This window comes from Collinsella sp. AM10-26, assembly GCF_003472525.1.
In the GTDB taxonomy this organism is placed as follows: Bacteria; Actinomycetota; Coriobacteriia; order Coriobacteriales; family Coriobacteriaceae; genus Collinsella.
Window position 1 is genome coordinate 1 of the sequence record NZ_QRMC01000003.1, and the last position, 14,220, is coordinate 14,220.

Annotated in this window: 14 protein-coding genes and 1 riboswitch; of the genes, 7 read left to right on the forward strand and 7 right to left on the reverse strand. The window is 61.2% G+C overall.

Translation table 11 applies throughout. The features are described 5' to 3' along the window. The first annotated feature begins 149 nt into the window (after positions 1 to 149). From tnpA to DW123_RS03010, 4 genes are all read left to right on the forward strand, one after another. Positions 150 to 608: an IS200/IS605 family transposase gene (gene tnpA / locus DW123_RS02995; protein WP_055287554.1), complete on the forward strand. Its 459-nt coding sequence runs from the start codon at positions 150 to 152 to the stop codon at positions 606 to 608. 331 nt (positions 609 to 939) lie between these two features. Beyond that, positions 940 to 2,943, forward strand: a complete 2,004-nt coding sequence (locus DW123_RS03000; RefSeq protein ID WP_118273574.1) for a translation factor GTPase family protein — start codon at positions 940 to 942, stop codon at positions 2,941 to 2,943. Positions 2,944 to 2,989: 46 nt separating this feature from the next. Continuing rightward, complete coding sequence (locus tag DW123_RS03005; RefSeq protein ID WP_117743304.1) at positions 2,990 to 3,544, forward strand: GNAT family N-acetyltransferase; 555 nt, start codon at positions 2,990 to 2,992, stop codon at positions 3,542 to 3,544. 52 nt (positions 3,545 to 3,596) lie between these two features. Then, the gene (locus DW123_RS03010) at positions 3,597 to 6,089 is read left to right on the forward strand and encodes an excinuclease ABC subunit UvrA (protein ID WP_118273573.1); all 2,493 of its coding nucleotides are present in this window, start codon (positions 3,597 to 3,599) and stop codon (positions 6,087 to 6,089) included. A 29-nt stretch (positions 6,090 to 6,118) separates the two neighbouring features. Here the strand turns inward: DW123_RS03010 and DW123_RS03015 are convergent, their stop codons facing one another. From DW123_RS03015 to DW123_RS03030, 4 genes are all read right to left on the reverse strand, one after another. Continuing rightward, positions 6,119 to 6,718 carry a tRNA (cytidine(34)-2'-O)-methyltransferase gene (locus tag DW123_RS03015; RefSeq protein ID WP_117763683.1) on the reverse strand — a complete coding sequence of 200 codons (600 nt, stop codon included), beginning with the start codon at positions 6,716 to 6,718 and terminating at the stop codon, positions 6,119 to 6,121. Positions 6,719 to 6,817: 99 nt separating this feature from the next. Further along, positions 6,818 to 7,948, reverse strand: a complete 1,131-nt coding sequence (locus DW123_RS03020) for a GTP-binding protein (RefSeq protein WP_117763684.1) — start codon at positions 7,946 to 7,948, stop codon at positions 6,818 to 6,820. 86 nt (positions 7,949 to 8,034) lie between these two features. Then, positions 8,035 to 8,376: an arsenate reductase family protein gene (locus tag DW123_RS03025; protein WP_055252194.1), complete on the reverse strand. Its 342-nt coding sequence runs from the start codon at positions 8,374 to 8,376 to the stop codon at positions 8,035 to 8,037. Between the two features lie 17 nt (positions 8,377 to 8,393). Continuing rightward, positions 8,394 to 9,017, reverse strand: a complete 624-nt coding sequence (locus tag DW123_RS03030; protein ID WP_117763685.1) for a flavodoxin family protein — start codon at positions 9,015 to 9,017, stop codon at positions 8,394 to 8,396. Between the two features lie 257 nt (positions 9,018 to 9,274). Here DW123_RS03030 and DW123_RS03035 point away from each other — a divergent pair, with 257 nt between their 5' ends. Next, complete coding sequence (locus tag DW123_RS03035) at positions 9,275 to 10,144, forward strand: patatin family protein (RefSeq protein ID WP_117743299.1); 870 nt, start codon at positions 9,275 to 9,277, stop codon at positions 10,142 to 10,144. Positions 10,145 to 10,244: 100 nt separating this feature from the next. Here DW123_RS03035 and DW123_RS03040 read toward each other — a convergent pair whose 3' ends face one another. The 3 genes from DW123_RS03040 to thiM are packed head-to-tail and all read right to left on the reverse strand — an operon-like array spanning position 10,245 to position 12,121. Further along, on the reverse strand, positions 10,245 to 10,940 hold the full coding sequence (locus DW123_RS03040) for a thiamine phosphate synthase (RefSeq protein WP_117743298.1): 696 nt from the start codon (positions 10,938 to 10,940) through the stop codon (positions 10,245 to 10,247). After that, positions 10,937 to 11,278, reverse strand: a complete 342-nt coding sequence (locus tag DW123_RS03045) for a thiamine-binding protein (RefSeq protein WP_233505090.1) — start codon at positions 11,276 to 11,278, stop codon at positions 10,937 to 10,939. Before DW123_RS03045 ends, DW123_RS03040 begins: the two co-directional genes overlap by 4 nt. 3 nt (positions 11,279 to 11,281) lie before the next feature. Then, complete coding sequence (gene thiM, locus DW123_RS03050; RefSeq protein ID WP_118273572.1) at positions 11,282 to 12,121, reverse strand: hydroxyethylthiazole kinase; 840 nt, start codon at positions 12,119 to 12,121, stop codon at positions 11,282 to 11,284. Positions 12,122 to 12,172: 51 nt separating this feature from the next. Continuing rightward, a riboswitch (TPP riboswitch) is annotated at positions 12,173 to 12,283 on the reverse strand. Positions 12,284 to 12,344: 61 nt separating this feature from the next. On the opposite strand from thiM, the gene DW123_RS03055 reads away from it, so the two are divergent. Both DW123_RS03055 and DW123_RS03060 read left to right on the forward strand, forming a co-directional pair. Then, entirely contained in the window at positions 12,345 to 13,253 is a 909-nt protein-coding gene (locus DW123_RS03055) for an HAD-IIB family hydrolase (protein ID WP_117798948.1), read from the forward strand. Positions 13,254 to 13,263: 10 nt separating this feature from the next. After that, on the forward strand, positions 13,264 to 14,160 hold the full coding sequence (locus tag DW123_RS03060) for a LysR family transcriptional regulator (RefSeq protein WP_118273571.1): 897 nt from the start codon (positions 13,264 to 13,266) through the stop codon (positions 14,158 to 14,160). Positions 14,161 to 14,220 lie beyond the last annotated feature (60 nt).

Genomic DNA, 14,220 nt, shown 5'->3' on the forward strand with positions numbered 1-14,220 from the left:
TTCAAGACTTTAGTCTGCTGGCCGCGCAGCGGCCAGCTTTAAACCACCCGCTACGCGGGTGGAGACAAACGGCTTTACAAAGCCACCCCTCCGACCGATATTGACGATTGTTCAGGCCGTCAAGAATTCGAGTCGAAGGGGTGGTCGCCATGGCCCAGAAGGCCTACAGCCTTTCCCACACGAAGTGGATGTGCAAGTACCACATCGTGTTCACGCCGAAGTATAGGCGCAAAGTGATCTACAACCAAATCAGGAGCGACATAGGGGAGATCCTCAGGAAGCTGTGCGAGTACAAGGGGATCGAGATAATCGAGGGGCACCTGATGCCCGACCACGTGCACGTGCTGCTGGCGATCCCGCCGAAGTACAGCGTCGCGAGCGTCATGGGCTACCTGAAGGGGAAGAGCTCGCTGATGATATTCGACAGGCACGCCAACCTCAAGTACAAGTTCGGCAACAGGAAGTTCTGGGCGGAGGGCTACTACGTGTCCACCGTCGGCCTGAACGAGGCGACGATCGCCAAGTACATCAGGGAGCAGGAGTCCCACGACATCGCGCTGGACAAGCTGAGCGTGAAGGAGTACGAGGACCCCTTCAAGAGGGGGTGATGCTGCCGGTTCGACCGGCGCGCCACGGGTCAAGATGCACTAGGCCTGGACGAAGTCCGGGCCCGCGCCTTTAGACGCGAGCCCGGGGCCCGTGGGTTATACCCTAAGAGCAAACCACCCTTTTTAAGGGTGGTTCTGATTCGATGCGCTGTTTTGCAAGCCGGCTTTCGCAAGGCGCGAACCTGCGAAAATCGCCGCGCGGCAACGCGGGGCGATGAGCTCGGTCGGGGGATAGGGCCCGCTTCGCCCGCCGGCCCGTAAATTGTATCATCCAGTGTGGAACGAGGGTGCCCGTTGCCACGTGCGATGGGCTTGCAATAAGAGGAGAGCCATGTCGAAGCAAGCGGTCGTTGGAATCTTGGCGCATGTCGATGCCGGCAAGACTACGCTGGCCGAGGCCATGCTGTTCAACGCAGGTCGCATTCGCAAGCGCGGCCGTGTGGACGACGGCGACTCGCACCTGGATACCAACGCTATCGAACGCGAGCGCGGCATCACGATTTTCTCGTCGCAGGCCGTGTTCGACCACGGAGATGCCCACGTCATGCTCGTGGATGCACCGGGGCATGTCGATTTTTCTGCCGAGGCAGAGCGCACATTGCGCGCGCTCGACTACGCGATTTTGGTTGTGGGCGCCAACGACGGCGTGCAGGGACACACCGAAACCCTGTGGCGCCTGCTTGCGCGCTATGACATCCCGACGTTCGTCTTTATCAACAAAATTGATTTGGAGAATCCCGGCCGCGATGTTTTGCTGGCGCAACTTGGGCAGCGTCTTTCCGAGGGCTGCCTGGATGCCAGCGAACTGCTGGCGGGCGGTGCCGCTTGGGAGGACGCTGCCGCGTTGGACGAGGCGGCGCTCGAGGAGTTTCTTGAGACGGGTGAGCTTTCCGTTGCAACGCTGTCGCGCATGGTTGCCGAGCGCAGGCTCTTTCCCTGCTTTGCCGGCTCGGCGCTCAAGGACCAAGGCGTGGGCGAGCTGCTGGATGGCATGTGTACACTGATGCGTGAACAGGCGTGGGCCCCGGAGTTCGCCGCGCGTGTCTATCGTGTCAGCCGAGGCGTTCGTGGCGAGCGCTTGGCTTGGGTTAAAGTGACCGGCGGCGCGCTACGTGCAAAACAGATGATCGAGGGGCGCTCCGGTGCCGAGGTATGGGGGCAGAAAGTCGATCAGGTGCGCATCTATAACGGAGAGAAGTACGAGCTCGCCCAGGAAGTTGCTGCTGGCGGTATTTGTGCCGTGACGGGTCTTGCGCACGTTCGCCCGGGGGATGCCTTGGGTGCGGAGCCCGGGTGCGATGCACCCGTCATTGCGCCGGTCCTCACCTATACGGTGCTACCGGGCGAACATGATGTCCATGCGGTGTTTAAAGCGCTGATCGAGCTGGCGGACGAAGACCCCATGCTCGGCGTAAGCTGGAACACGCATCTTGAGCAGATTCACTTGCAGTTGATGGGCGCCGTGCAGCTTGAAGTCGTGCAGCGGGTGTTGGCCGATCGCTTTGGCCTTGCGGTCGAGTTTGAGCCTGGCGGCATTCTCTATAAGGAGACTATTTCGCAGCCGGTCGAGGGCGTGGGCCACTTTGAGCCACTGCGCCACTATGCCGAGGTGCATCTGCGCCTGGAGCCGTTGCCAGCGGGTTCGGGCGTGCAGTTTGGGACCGTGACCTCGACCGACGAGCTCGATCTTAACTGGCAGCGTTTGGCACTCACCAACGCCATGGAGCGCGATCACCTGGGCGTGCTGACCGGCTCGCCCATCACCGATGTGCGCATTGCGCTCACGGGCGGCCGTGCGCATGCCAAACATACCGAGGGCGGCGATTTTCGCCAGGCCACGTACCGCGCGATTCGCCAGGGTTTGATGCAGGCGCGTGAGGCCGGCGCGGCGGTGCTGTTGGAGCCGTGGTACCACTTTGAGCTCGAGGTGCCGGGGGAGTGCGTGGGCAGGGCGTTGTCAGACGCTACGCGCATGGGTGCCGAGTACGAGCCGCCGACGATAACAGGCGACCGGGCGAAGCTTGTGGGTCGCGTGCCGGCATCCGAAGTGCAGGATTATGCGCTGGAGGTGGCTGCCTACACGAGCGGTCGCGGTCATCTGTACCTGGAGTTCGCCGGCTATTCGGCTTGCCATGATGCCGAGCGCGTAATCGAGACGGCCGCCTATGAGCCCGAGGCCGATCTGCCCAACACGCCCGACTCGGTCTTTTGCTCTCACGGCGCCGGTTACACGGTCAAATGGTACGACGTGCCCGCCGCGGCGCACGTAAAGGTCGATCCCGCCACCTTCCGTCCCTATCGCCCCGCCGACGCGGAATTTTTCGGCTACATGTGACAAAGGGACAGTCCCTTTGTCACATCGATAATTGAGAGGTTGAAACGTGGTGATTCATACTGAGCGCTTGGTGCTTCGTCCGTGGCGCGAGACGGATGCGGCGAGCCTGTTTGCATACGCGAGCGACCCGGACGTGGGGCCGGCTGCGGGCTGGCCACCCCATCGAAGCATTGAGGAAAGCAGAGAGATCATTCAGACGGTCTTTACGGCGCCCCATACCTTTGCCATTTGCCTGCCCGAGACAGACGAGCCCGTGGGCAGCATTGGACTCATGCCGCCGCGCTGCGAATCGAACGGCCAAAGCGTTGGACTTGAGCTCGAGGTGGGGTATTGGATCGCCAAGCCGTTTTGGGGTCGAGGCTTTGCTCCGGAAGCAGTGCGAGCTATGCAACGCTATGCGTTTGAAACGCTTGGCTGCAAGGCGCTTTGGTGCGGATACTATGAGGGCAATAACAAGTCGTTACGCGTCCAACAAAAATGTGGGTTCGTGCCACATCACGTTGAGCGCGACGTGCCCTGCGAGCTTATGGGCGATGTGCGTACCGAGTACTTTACCTATTTGACCTGCGAAGACTGGCGCGGGCGAGCACAGTGCGAGTAACGTGACAAAGGGACAGTCCCTTTGCCACGTTCGGCTAACAGGAAGGGGAGCGATGACGGTGTCGCAACAACCAAGTGCTATCGAGGTACGCGGTGCGCGCGTCCATAACCTCAAAGACATCGATATCGATATTCCGCTGGGAAAGCTGGTGGGTATTGCCGGCGTATCGGGTTCGGGCAAGAGCTCGCTGGCGCTGGGGGTTCTTTATGCCGAGGGCTCGCGTCGCTACTTGGAGGCGCTCAGCACCTATACTCGACGTCGCCTGACGCAAGCCGAGCACGCCCAGGTGGACGAGGTGCTGCACGTGCCGACGGCGCTCGCATTGCATCAGCGCCCCAGCGTGCCGGGCGTGCGCTCGACCTTTGGCACCATGACCGAGCTCAACAACAGCCTGCGTCTGCTCTTTAGCCGCTGCGCCCATCACGTTTGCCCGCACTGCGGGACGCGCGTGGAGCCGAGCCTTAACGTCGCCGCGGGCCTGTCGCTCGCGTGCCCCGCATGCGGCCGTGAATTCTACGCGCCGAGTGCCGAGGACCTTGCCTTTAACAGCGGCGGCGCGTGTCCTACCTGCGGCGGTACCGGCGTCATGCGCGAGGTGGACGAGGCGAGCCTGGTGCCCGACGAGTCAAAGACTATCAACGAGGGCGCGGTGCTTCCTTGGGGCACACTCATGTGGGATCTGATGAAGCAGGTAGCCGGCGAGATGGGCGTGCGTACCGACGTGCCGTTTAGCCAGCTCACGCCTCAAGAGCGCGATATCGTGTTCCATGGTCCGGCGGTTAAGAAGCACATTCTCTACGTTCCCAAAAACGGCGAGGGTGCCACGCCGCTCGACTTTACCTATTACAACGCCGTCTATACCGTTGAGAATGCGCTCGCCAAGGTTAAGGACGACAAGGGGCTCAAGCGCGTTGCACGCTTTTTGCACGAGGGGCCGTGCCGCGACTGCGGAGGCACGCGTCTTTCCGAAGCCGCGCGCCAGTCTCAGGTGCGCGGTATCAATCTGGCGCAGGCGGCGGCCATGACGCTGGGCGAGGCGATTGAGTGGGTGCGTGGGGTGCCCGCATCCTTGCCGACCGAGATGCGGCCCATGGCGACGGACATCTGCGATTCGTTTTTGAGTACGGCTCGCCGCCTGGTTGACCTGGGCCTCGATTACCTTTCGCTCGACCGCGCCGGTGCCACGCTCTCCACGGGTGAGCGCCAGCGTGTGCAGCTAGCCCGTGTGGTGCGCAACCGATCGACGGGCGTGCTGTATGTGCTGGACGAGCCTTCGATCGGCTTGCATCTTGCCAATGTCGACGGCCTGGTGGGCGTAATGCGCGATCTGGTGGATGACGGCAACACCGTGGTTGTTGTCGACCACGATACACGTGTGCTGGTGGAGGCTGATTATCTGGTCGAGATGGGCCCCGTTGCCGGAGCAGGCGGCGGCAACGTAATCGCCGCTGGTACGGTAGACGAGGTCGAGCAATCGCAGGACAGCCGTATCGCGCCGTTTTTGCGCGCCGAGCCCAAGCGCTTGCGTCCGCAGGTGACTGACGACGAAATGTTCGACCAGGGTCATATCCGCATGGCGACCGATACCATCCATACCGTCAAGCCACTCGAAGTCGATATCCCGCGCGGCCGTCTCGTCGCGGTTACGGGTGTTTCGGGTTCAGGCAAGACGACGTTGGTACTCGAGACGCTCATCCCGGCACTTAAGGCGCAGGCAGCCGGCGAGCGCCTGCCGCGCCACGTGCGCTGGATCGATGCCGAGGGCATTGCACGTGCCAACCTGATTGACGCCACGCCCATCGGTGCCAACGTGCGCTCGACGGTAGCGACCTATGCCGACATCCATGATGAGCTGCGCCGCGCCTTCGCCCGTACGCCCGAGGCCAAGGCAGCCGGCTACAAGGCGGGCGCCTTTAGCTACAATACCGGCGCCTTGCGCTGCCCTACGTGTGATGGCACGGGCTCGATATCGCTCGACGTGCAGTTTTTGCCCGATGTCGAAATCGTCTGCCCGGCATGTCGCGGCTCACGTTATGCAGACGCGGCTTCGCATATCCATCGCGAGGGCAAGGACGGGAGTCTGCTTACGTTGCCGCAGCTCATGGACATGAGTGTGGACGAGGCCATCGACGCCACGGTGGGGCTCAAGAAAGTTCAGACGCGCTTGCAGACCTTGCACGACCTGGGCCTGGGTTATCTTACGCTCGGTGAGCCCACACCGGCGCTTTCGGGCGGCGAGGCGCAGCGCCTTAAGCTCGCGAGCGAGATGGGCCGCGTGCAGGATGATGCCGTATTCGTATTTGACGAGCCCACGATCGGCCTGCATCCGCTCGATGTTCAGGTGCTGTTGAACGTGTTTGACGGCCTCGTTGCCAAGGGCGCCACGGTTATCGTGATCGAGCATGACCTCGACCTTATCCGTAACGCCGATTACGTGATCGACATGGGCCCGGGCGGTGGCGACGCCGGCGGGCAAATCGTCTGCGCCGGCACGCCGGACGACATCGCGGCCTGCCCCAAGAGCATTACCGGCCGCTACCTCTAACCGAATGTGACAAAGGGACGGTCCCTTTGTCACATTCCGGGAAAGTCTGTCTGACGCAGGGCCTCGTAGAGGACGATGGCGGCGCTGTTGGAGAGGTTGAGTGCGCTGATACGGTAGTCGGCCGGGTTGACGAAGTTGCCGCAGATATCCTGCTGAAGGATGGCCTCGTGGCTGTCCTCGGTATGCCCGAGCGATTCCTCGTGGGCTTCCCAAACCTCGGCATTATCGAGTGAGTCACAATCGCGCAGCATCGGGATGCGCTCGCAGCGCTCAGGCGCCGCGGCAAGCAGTGGCTCGGGAATGCCCGAGCTCTCGCTGCCAAAGACCAGATAGTCACCGTCGCGGTAGGTGCTTTGCGCATAGGTGCGGCGCGCTTTTTTGGTCAGCAGGTGCAGGCGCTCGTCGGCGGGGGAGAGACCGTTGCGCGCAAGGAAATCCTCCCAGCTGGCATATGTCGTCACGTTCAGGTTTTGCCAGTAGCCCAGGCCGGCTCGACGCACCGTCTTGTCGTCGAGCGAAAAGCCCAGCGGCTCTACCAGGTGCAAGCGAGTGCCAGTGACCACGCAGGTACGGCCGATATTGCCTGTATTGGCCGGAATCTCGGGCGCGTATAGCACGATATTGAACATGAATCTCCTTGGCTCAGAATGAAAAACCACCACGAAGGGGACAGGCACCTTCGTGGTGGTTTGGCGGTAACGTGGGCGGTAAATGCCCGCTCGATAACTCTAGGCGCGGTGCCAGTCGGTCAGGCAGGCATCGAGGGCGGCGATGAGCGCGTCCTTGTCCATGTGACGGCCGATGATGCACAGGCTCGTCATGCGATCGCCCGTCTCGTCGTCCCAAATCTGCATGATCTCGGGGTTCTCGTCGATAATCTTCTGCTTCTCATCCTCTGGTGCAGAATCGACAAACAGACCGTTCTCCATCAGGCGCATCTGGTGGCCGGCCTGCTCAAACATGTAGCACATGTCCGGATCGCCGGTCTGCCACAGCGGGCCCTTGACGCGAATGACCTCGTCGGGCCACTCCTGCTCGACAAAATCGGTGAACTTCTGCAGGTCAAATGGCTTGCGGCGCGAGTACACAAAGGTCTCGATGTCGTACTCGAGCACCTCGGGGTCGTCGTGCTCCTCGGGATGCTCCATGGCCTCGATCCAGGCGGCGGAGTTGTAGGCGCGCATAAAGTCGAAGCGGTCGGTGTCGAGCAGCTCCTCCATGGGGACCTCGCCGTTTTGGGCCTCGACAATCACGGCGTCCTTCTGCAGGCTGCGCACGATGGCCTTGAGCTCGGCGATCTGCTCAGGCGTCACGGTGTCGGTCTTGTTGAGGACCAGCGTGGAGCAGAATTCGATCTGCTGGATGAGCAGACTCTCGATGTCGTCCTCGTCGATATCCTCGGCTAGCAGGTCGCGACCGCCGTTGAACTCGTCGTACATGCGGGCGCAGTCGACCACAGCCACGATGTTGTCGAGCGCAAGCTTGGGCTCGCCGCTCACCTTGGCCTCGTCGCAGAAGCTCGAGATGGTGTAGGCGATGGGGATAGGCTCGCAAATCCCCGAAGCCTCGATGATGATGTAGTCGAACTTGCCCGAATCGGCGATGCCCTGCAGCTGGTTGGCCAGGTCGTCCGAAAGCGTGCAGCAGATGCAGCCGTTGGTGAGCGGGATAAGGTCGTCGGTCTCGGAAAGGCCGCCGTCGGCGATGAGGCTGGCGTCGACGTTGATCTCGCCGATATCGTTGACGATCACGGCAGCGCGGATGCCACCGTCGTTGGCGAGGATGTGGTTGAGCAGCGTGGTCTTGCCGGCACCGAGGTATCCGGTAAGCATGATGATCTTCACGGGTTTGTTGGGCATGTGCCCTCCTTTGTTAGACATGGCTTACAGCTGAATCTTATGCCAAACGCCTGCTCTTATACCCACGCACGGGCAAATAACACAGGCTACTCCCAGGCTCCCCATACGTCGGGACAATAGCCGACGGTGGCCTTTTTGCCGTTGCGCACGATGGGTTCGGCCAGAACCTGCTGGTTCTCGAGCAGCTTATCAAAGCGCTGACTGGGGGTGAGATGCTGGATGAGCGCGAGCGTCTCCTCGTCCTTGGCTTTGGGGTTGAGCAGCTTGTCGATGCCGCCGACCGCCTGCATCACGCTCGTGAGCTCGCCCTTGCTCATCTCCTTTTCCTTAAGGTCGATAAACTGCACCTTAATGCGGCGCTCCTTAAAATAGCGCTGGGCCTTCTTGGTATCGAAGGACTTTTTGGTACCGAAGATCTGCACGTTCATTGTTTGGTTCCGCCGTTCTACCTGATGAAGTTGGTCCTAGCGCGATCGGCCTGGGGGGCTTCGATGCCGGCGGCCTTTCCCGCCTCGATGCAACGCAGTAGCCAGGCCATGTTATTGCCGATGTTTCGCATGGTGGCGAGGCCCTCGGCGTCTTGGGTGGCCTCACCCGGCATGGCACCAAAGACGTTGTTCCAGTAGGTGGATGCTACCACGGGCATCTGGTTGATGGTGAAGTACTTGTTGAGCACGTCGAAGGTGGTCGACGTGCCGCCGCGGCGGGCAACGGCGACAGCGGCGCCCGGCTTGTGCGCAAAGGCCTTGCTGCCTGCATAGAATGCGCGGTCGAGTGCCGAGAGGATGCGTCCGCTGGGATGTGCGTAGTAGACGGGCGAGCCAAAGACAAAGCCGTCTGCCTGCTCGGCAGCGGCAATCAGCTCGTTGACCACATCGTCGTCAAAGGTGCAACGGCAATCGAGCTTGCCGCACTGGCCGCAACCGATGCAATCGCGAATAGGCTTGGCGCCCAGCTGAAACATCTCGGCCTCGATGCCCTCGGCGTTGAGCTGCTCGGCGACCTCGGCGAGTGCGCGGGCCGTGTTGCCGTTTGCCTTGGGGCTGCCATTGACCAAAAGAACCTTCATCACAAACTCCATCTGCTATCGGTGAATTCTGCTGAGAATTATCTCACGTTGTGTGCGACGGCGTTGGCACGGTGCAGGCGATGTTTATTTCGCAACGTTCTTAAGGGCGTTCATGCCCAAGGCCATCTAGGGGCATTGCGGTGCGGCATGGGGATACATCGGGAAACGTTCGATAAATGCTTATAAACACGTTTTTGACGGCATACGTTGACAGATATACTTGTTTAGTTCAAAAGCATGAGAACGGAGATGGTTGCATGGCACAGCCAGATACGACGCGCACGGTGGGGCTTGCGCTCGAGGGAGGCGGCTACCGTGGTATGTATACGGCGGGCGTGCTCGACGTATGGATGGAGCACGGCTTGACCTGCGACCATATGGTGGGAGTCTCGGCGGGCGCGGCGTTTGGCTACAACTTTAAATCGCGCCAGATCGGCCGCGCCATTCGCTACAACAAGGCCTATTGCGCCGACAAGCGCTATGCGAGCGTGACGAGCTGGTTGCGAACCGGCGATATGTTCAATGCCGAGTTTGCCTATCATGAGGTACCCATCGAGCGCGATCCCATCGATCTGGAGGCATATCGCGCCTGCCCCATGCGGTTTACGTGCGTATGTACCGATCTTAAGACGGGGCAGGCCGTCTACCATGACCTGCCCTATGGCGACGAGCGCGATATTGAGTGGATCCGGGCGTCGTCGGCGATTCCCGTAGCGACGCGTCCTGTTGCCATCGAGGGTCGTAAGTACTTGGATGGCGGTGTTGCCGATTCCATTCCCAGCACTTGGCTGTTTGAGCAGGGTTATGACCGCAACGTGGTGGTGCTGACGCAGCCGGCGGGCTTTGTAAAGCAACCCAATAGCGTGATGCCCATGCTGCGTCGCGTGTATCGTCACTATCCGGAGTTTGTCGCGGCTCTTGAGCATCGGCACGAGGTCTACAATGCCACGCTCGATGACCTGGCGCGCCGCGAAGCCGCTGGCGAGATCTTTGTGGTGCGGCCGAGCGAATCGGTGAAGGTGCCGTCGCTGTGCCGCGAGCCCGATGAGCTCGAGCGCATCTATCAGATCGGCCGTCGCGATGCGGAGGCGACGCTGCCGGCGCTGGAAGCGTATCTGGCGGGGTAGGGGCCACGGCGGAAAGCGCATCCCAAAATGGACGTCCAAACTGGGATGCGCTTTCCGCTATTGAAGATATGGGGCTGCGGAGCAGCTGCTTGGCATGGGCCTATGCCTGCTGCCAGGTATCGACGAGCTCCTTGGCTGCGGCGTAGGGGTCGTCGGCACTGCAGACGGCGCTCACCACAAAGAAGCCGTCGACGCCGGTGGTCTTGAGCTGCGGAAGATCGGCCGTTTTGACGCCGCCGCCCACCACGATGGGCACGGGGCTTGCCGCATGGAGGGCAGCCAGGTCCTCAAAGCTCTTGGTGATGATGGAGCCGTCGGCAGCACGTCCGCAGTCGCGCTTGGTCTCGGTCTCGTGGAGCGGGCCTACGCCCAGGTAATCGACCAGGCTCATGTCGGCGGTCTTGACGTACTCGAGCATCTCCTCGCAGCGGGCCGAAAGGCCCACGATGGCATCTGGGCCCAAAAGTTTGCGGCAGACCTCGACGGGGATGTCGCTCTGGCCAACATGCACGCCGTCGACAGCGATGCCCTGCTCGCGTGCGGCGAGTACGCAGTCAAGACGGTCATCGATCAGCAGAGCGACCTGTCCGGTTTTGCCGGCCTGAGCGATGGCCTGTGCGGCATCGCCCGTCAGTGCGATGATCTCGCGGGCACTTGCCACCTTGGAGCGCACCTGGATGCAGGTAAAGCCGGCATCGAGCGCCTGGGTCACCACATCGCTCACGGGGCGTCCGAGGGTGTTTTCGGGGCCGAGTACCAGGTAGGCCGAGATATCAAGGTTGTCGCGGATGCTCATCGTGCTTCCTCCTGCTTTTTGATCTGCGCTTCCATGCGCTCGAGTTTGCCGGTCATGGTGTCGGTAAATCCGGGTCGAATATCGGCTTTGAGCACGACTTCGGTGCGGATGCCCTTGCTCGCCAACACGAAGGTCGCGTCGCGCACGACCTGCATGACCTCGTCCCAGTCGCCCTCGATCTCGGTGAACATCGAGGTGGTGCGGTTGGGAAGGCCGCTCTCGCGAATGACGTGTACGACCTCGGCGACTTCGGCAGATAGCTCGTCGCCGGTGCCGCACGGGGCGATGGCCACAGCGACGAGTGTGTTCATGCCGGCATTGGTTGCGGGCTTGGACATGGCTTATGCCTCCTCGAGCTCGAGTTGGTTATCGGCAATGTCCTGGGCGGTTGCGCGGTAGAGCTCGTCGATAAAGGCGACCTTAAAGCTTGCCGGGGCATCGGCGACGGCGGCGGCACGCGTGCCGGCAACGTTGTAGACGGCGGTGCCGCAGATGGCCGCCGTAAACGGGTCGGTGGCGCAGGCGTACACGGCCAGCACGCCGCCCTGCGAACAGCCGCAGCCGGTGATCTTGGACATGAGTGGGCTGCCGCCGTGGGACTTGGCAACGGTCGTGCCGTCGGTAATCAGGTCGACTTCGCCCGAGACCACTACGGCGCCGCCGGTGTAGCGGGCGAGCGCCACGGCGGCATCACGGGCGGCGTCTACCGTGTCGGTGGTATCGACGCCACGCACGCGGCTCAGATCGGCCGCTTCGCCCTCAAGGCCCCACAGACCGGCGAGCGCGATAATCTCGGAGGCATTGCCGCGCACGATGGCGGGCTTGTACTGCTTGAGTTCGTTTACCAGTTGGGTGCGCAGGCTGCCGATGCCCAGGCCCACCGGATCGAGCACCCAGGGCTTGCCGGCGTCATGTGCCGCCTTGGCCGCGCGGGGAATCGTCTGCTCGTAGATGGGGAAGAGCGTGCCCATGTTCAGATAGATGGCGCCGCCGCCGGCAACGAGTGCCTCGCCCTCGTCGGGCAGATAGACCATGGCGGCCGAACCGCCCACGGCGAGCTGCGCGTTGGCGACAAAGTCAATCGTTACCGTGTTGGTGATGGAGCCGGCCATGGGATTGGTGCCACGAATCTCCTCCACGGCCTTGACCACGTTTTGCTTAAGCTGTTCCGAATCGATCACTGCACATGCCTCCTTGGCATAGAAAAGGGGCGCTGTGCATAGACAGCGCCCCTAAAAAGGCGGCATGCTCCCTACGCCAGCATTAACTGACAGGTTCAAAGGATTGGGCCCCATGCCCTCTCAGCCTTGTGGTTTGCACCGCCGGCACTCCCGCATCGAATCTGTTGTTCCCTATACTAGCGCATCGGTACAATGGTTAGGATGAAAACGACTGGGGGACCTTATGATCAAACTCGTGCTGACCGATATGGACGATACGCTGATTCCGGCCGGGCATGACGGCGCCAGCGACTATGCCATCGAGGGCATTCATGCCATGCAGGCGGCGGGTCTGCACTTTGGTCCGGTTTCGGGTCGCCAACCGTCTGCGATGGGCTGGATGTTTAAAAATCATTCCGAGTGTTTTTCGACCGGTGCATTCTGCAACGGTCAGGTCATGTTTGTCGATGGCGAAGTGGTCGCCTCGCGTGCGACCGATAACGATGCGCTTATGCGCTTGGCCGCCTATCTGGAAGAAGAAACCGACGATACCTATCTGAAGGTATACAGCTTGGGTGATGGCTTTTGGGATAACGATGCCTATTGCGTGACACGTGATGCCGAGCGTGTGCGCCGCGCTATGGAATCGGGCGGCAATGCGTGGCTCAAGGGCGAAGAGGCCCCGTGCCGCCCTGTCGTCGATGATGCGCCGGTGTTCAAGGCGAATATCTGGAGCGCCCGTTCGCGTGAGGAACTCGCGGAGCTACGCGAGCACGTTGCCGCCGAGGTGCCGGAGCTCTCGCTTGTGTTTCCCAACAACCGTGTGCGCCTGTTCGACATCCTTCCGGCTGGTTGGGACAAGGGCTGCGCTGCGCTGGAGCTGGCGCGCGCTTTGGGCCTAACGCCCGACGAGGTGGCCGTATTTGGCGATTCCGATAACGACCTGCCCATGATCGATGCCGTTCCCAACTCCGTTGCGGTCGCCAATGCCAACGAGGCCGTCACGGCTGCCGCACGCTGGCATATCGGCGCTGCGGCAGATGATGCGGTTGCCGCAGCGCTGCATCAGATTGCCGCCTGCGCCGCGACGGGTGAGATGCCGTCATTTATGCGTCAGATGAACGCGGCAGACTTCGGCATCGCGAACGTCTAGGGAGAAAGCCATGAAGCTTCAGCAGCTCAGGTACGTTGTAAAGGTTGCCGAATGTGGCAGCATCACCGAGGCCTCGCGTCGCCTCTATGTGTCGCAGCCTTCGATTACCGCGTCGATTCGCGATCTCGAAAACGAGATGGGCGTGCATATCTTTGAGCGCACCAACAAGGGTGTCATTGTGTCCGATGAGGGCGAGACCTTCTTGGGCTATGCGCGCCAAGTGCTCGATCAGGCTGATCTGCTCGAGGACAAGTACAAAGGGGCATCTGAGCAGGTGCCGCATTTTAGCGTGAGCTGCCAGCATTACTCCTTTGCCGTCAACGCGTTTGTCGATGTGATCCGTGAGTTCGATGCCGCGCGCTACGACTTTACCCTGCGCGAGGAGCAGACCCACGAGATTATCGAGGATGTCGCGCACATGAAAAGCGAGTTGGGCATCCTGTACTTATCCGAGCACAACCGCGAGGTTATTGAGCGTATGCTCGCTGCCAATGAGCTTGTGTTTGAGGAACTCTTTTGTGCCGCGCCGCACGTTTTTGTATGCGCCGACCATCCGCTGGCGACCCGCTCCAGCGTGACGCTCGAGGACTTGGAAGATTATCCGTTCCTGTCCTACGAGCAGGGCAGCTACAACTCGTTTTACTATTCCGAGGAGCTGACCTCGACGTTTGAGCGCCGCAAGAATATCCGCGTGCGCGACCGTGCGACGTTGTTCAATTTGGCCATGGGCCTCAACGGCTACACGGTGTGTTCGGGCGTGATTAGCCACGAGCTCAACGGCCCCGGCATTATCTCGATTCCGCTCGACGTGGACGAGTACATGGAGATTGGCATCATCACGCGCAAGAACACGACGCTCACGCGCTACGGTCGGGCCTATATCGACGCGATTCGTCAGCATATCTAGGCTGCTGTGCTCCCCACGGTTCAAGTCCCTTTATGGTAGTCCAGAGTGACATAGGAAGCA

Bases quoted from the DNA above. Each gene is read 5' to 3' on its own strand.
- DW123_RS03025 (WP_055252194.1), bottom strand. From the start codon at position 8,376: ATGAACGTGCAGATCTTCGGTACCAAAAAGTCCTTCGATACCAAGAAG.
- DW123_RS03035 (WP_117743299.1), top strand. From the start codon at position 9,275: ATGGCACAGCCAGATACGACGCGCACGGTGGGGCTTGCGCTCGAGGGA.
- DW123_RS03010 (WP_118273573.1), top strand. From the start codon at position 3,597: ATGACGGTGTCGCAACAACCAAGTGCTATCGAGGTACGCGGTGCGCGC.
- DW123_RS03000 (WP_118273574.1), top strand. From the start codon at position 940: ATGTCGAAGCAAGCGGTCGTTGGAATCTTGGCGCATGTCGATGCCGGC.
- DW123_RS03030 (WP_117763685.1), bottom strand. From the start codon at position 9,017: ATGAAGGTTCTTTTGGTCAATGGCAGCCCCAAGGCAAACGGCAACACG.
- DW123_RS03020 (WP_117763684.1), bottom strand. From the start codon at position 7,948: ATGCCCAACAAACCCGTGAAGATCATCATGCTTACCGGATACCTCGGT.
- DW123_RS03045 (WP_233505090.1), bottom strand. From the start codon at position 11,278: ATGTCCAAGCCCGCAACCAATGCCGGCATGAACACACTCGTCGCTGTG.
- DW123_RS03060 (WP_118273571.1), top strand. From the start codon at position 13,264: ATGAAGCTTCAGCAGCTCAGGTACGTTGTAAAGGTTGCCGAATGTGGC.
- DW123_RS03055 (WP_117798948.1), top strand. From the start codon at position 12,345: ATGATCAAACTCGTGCTGACCGATATGGACGATACGCTGATTCCGGCC.
- tnpA (WP_055287554.1), top strand. From the start codon at position 150: ATGGCCCAGAAGGCCTACAGCCTTTCCCACACGAAGTGGATGTGCAAG.
- DW123_RS03015 (WP_117763683.1), bottom strand. From the start codon at position 6,718: ATGTTCAATATCGTGCTATACGCGCCCGAGATTCCGGCCAATACAGGC.
- DW123_RS03040 (WP_117743298.1), bottom strand. From the start codon at position 10,940: ATGAGCATCCGCGACAACCTTGATATCTCGGCCTACCTGGTACTCGGC.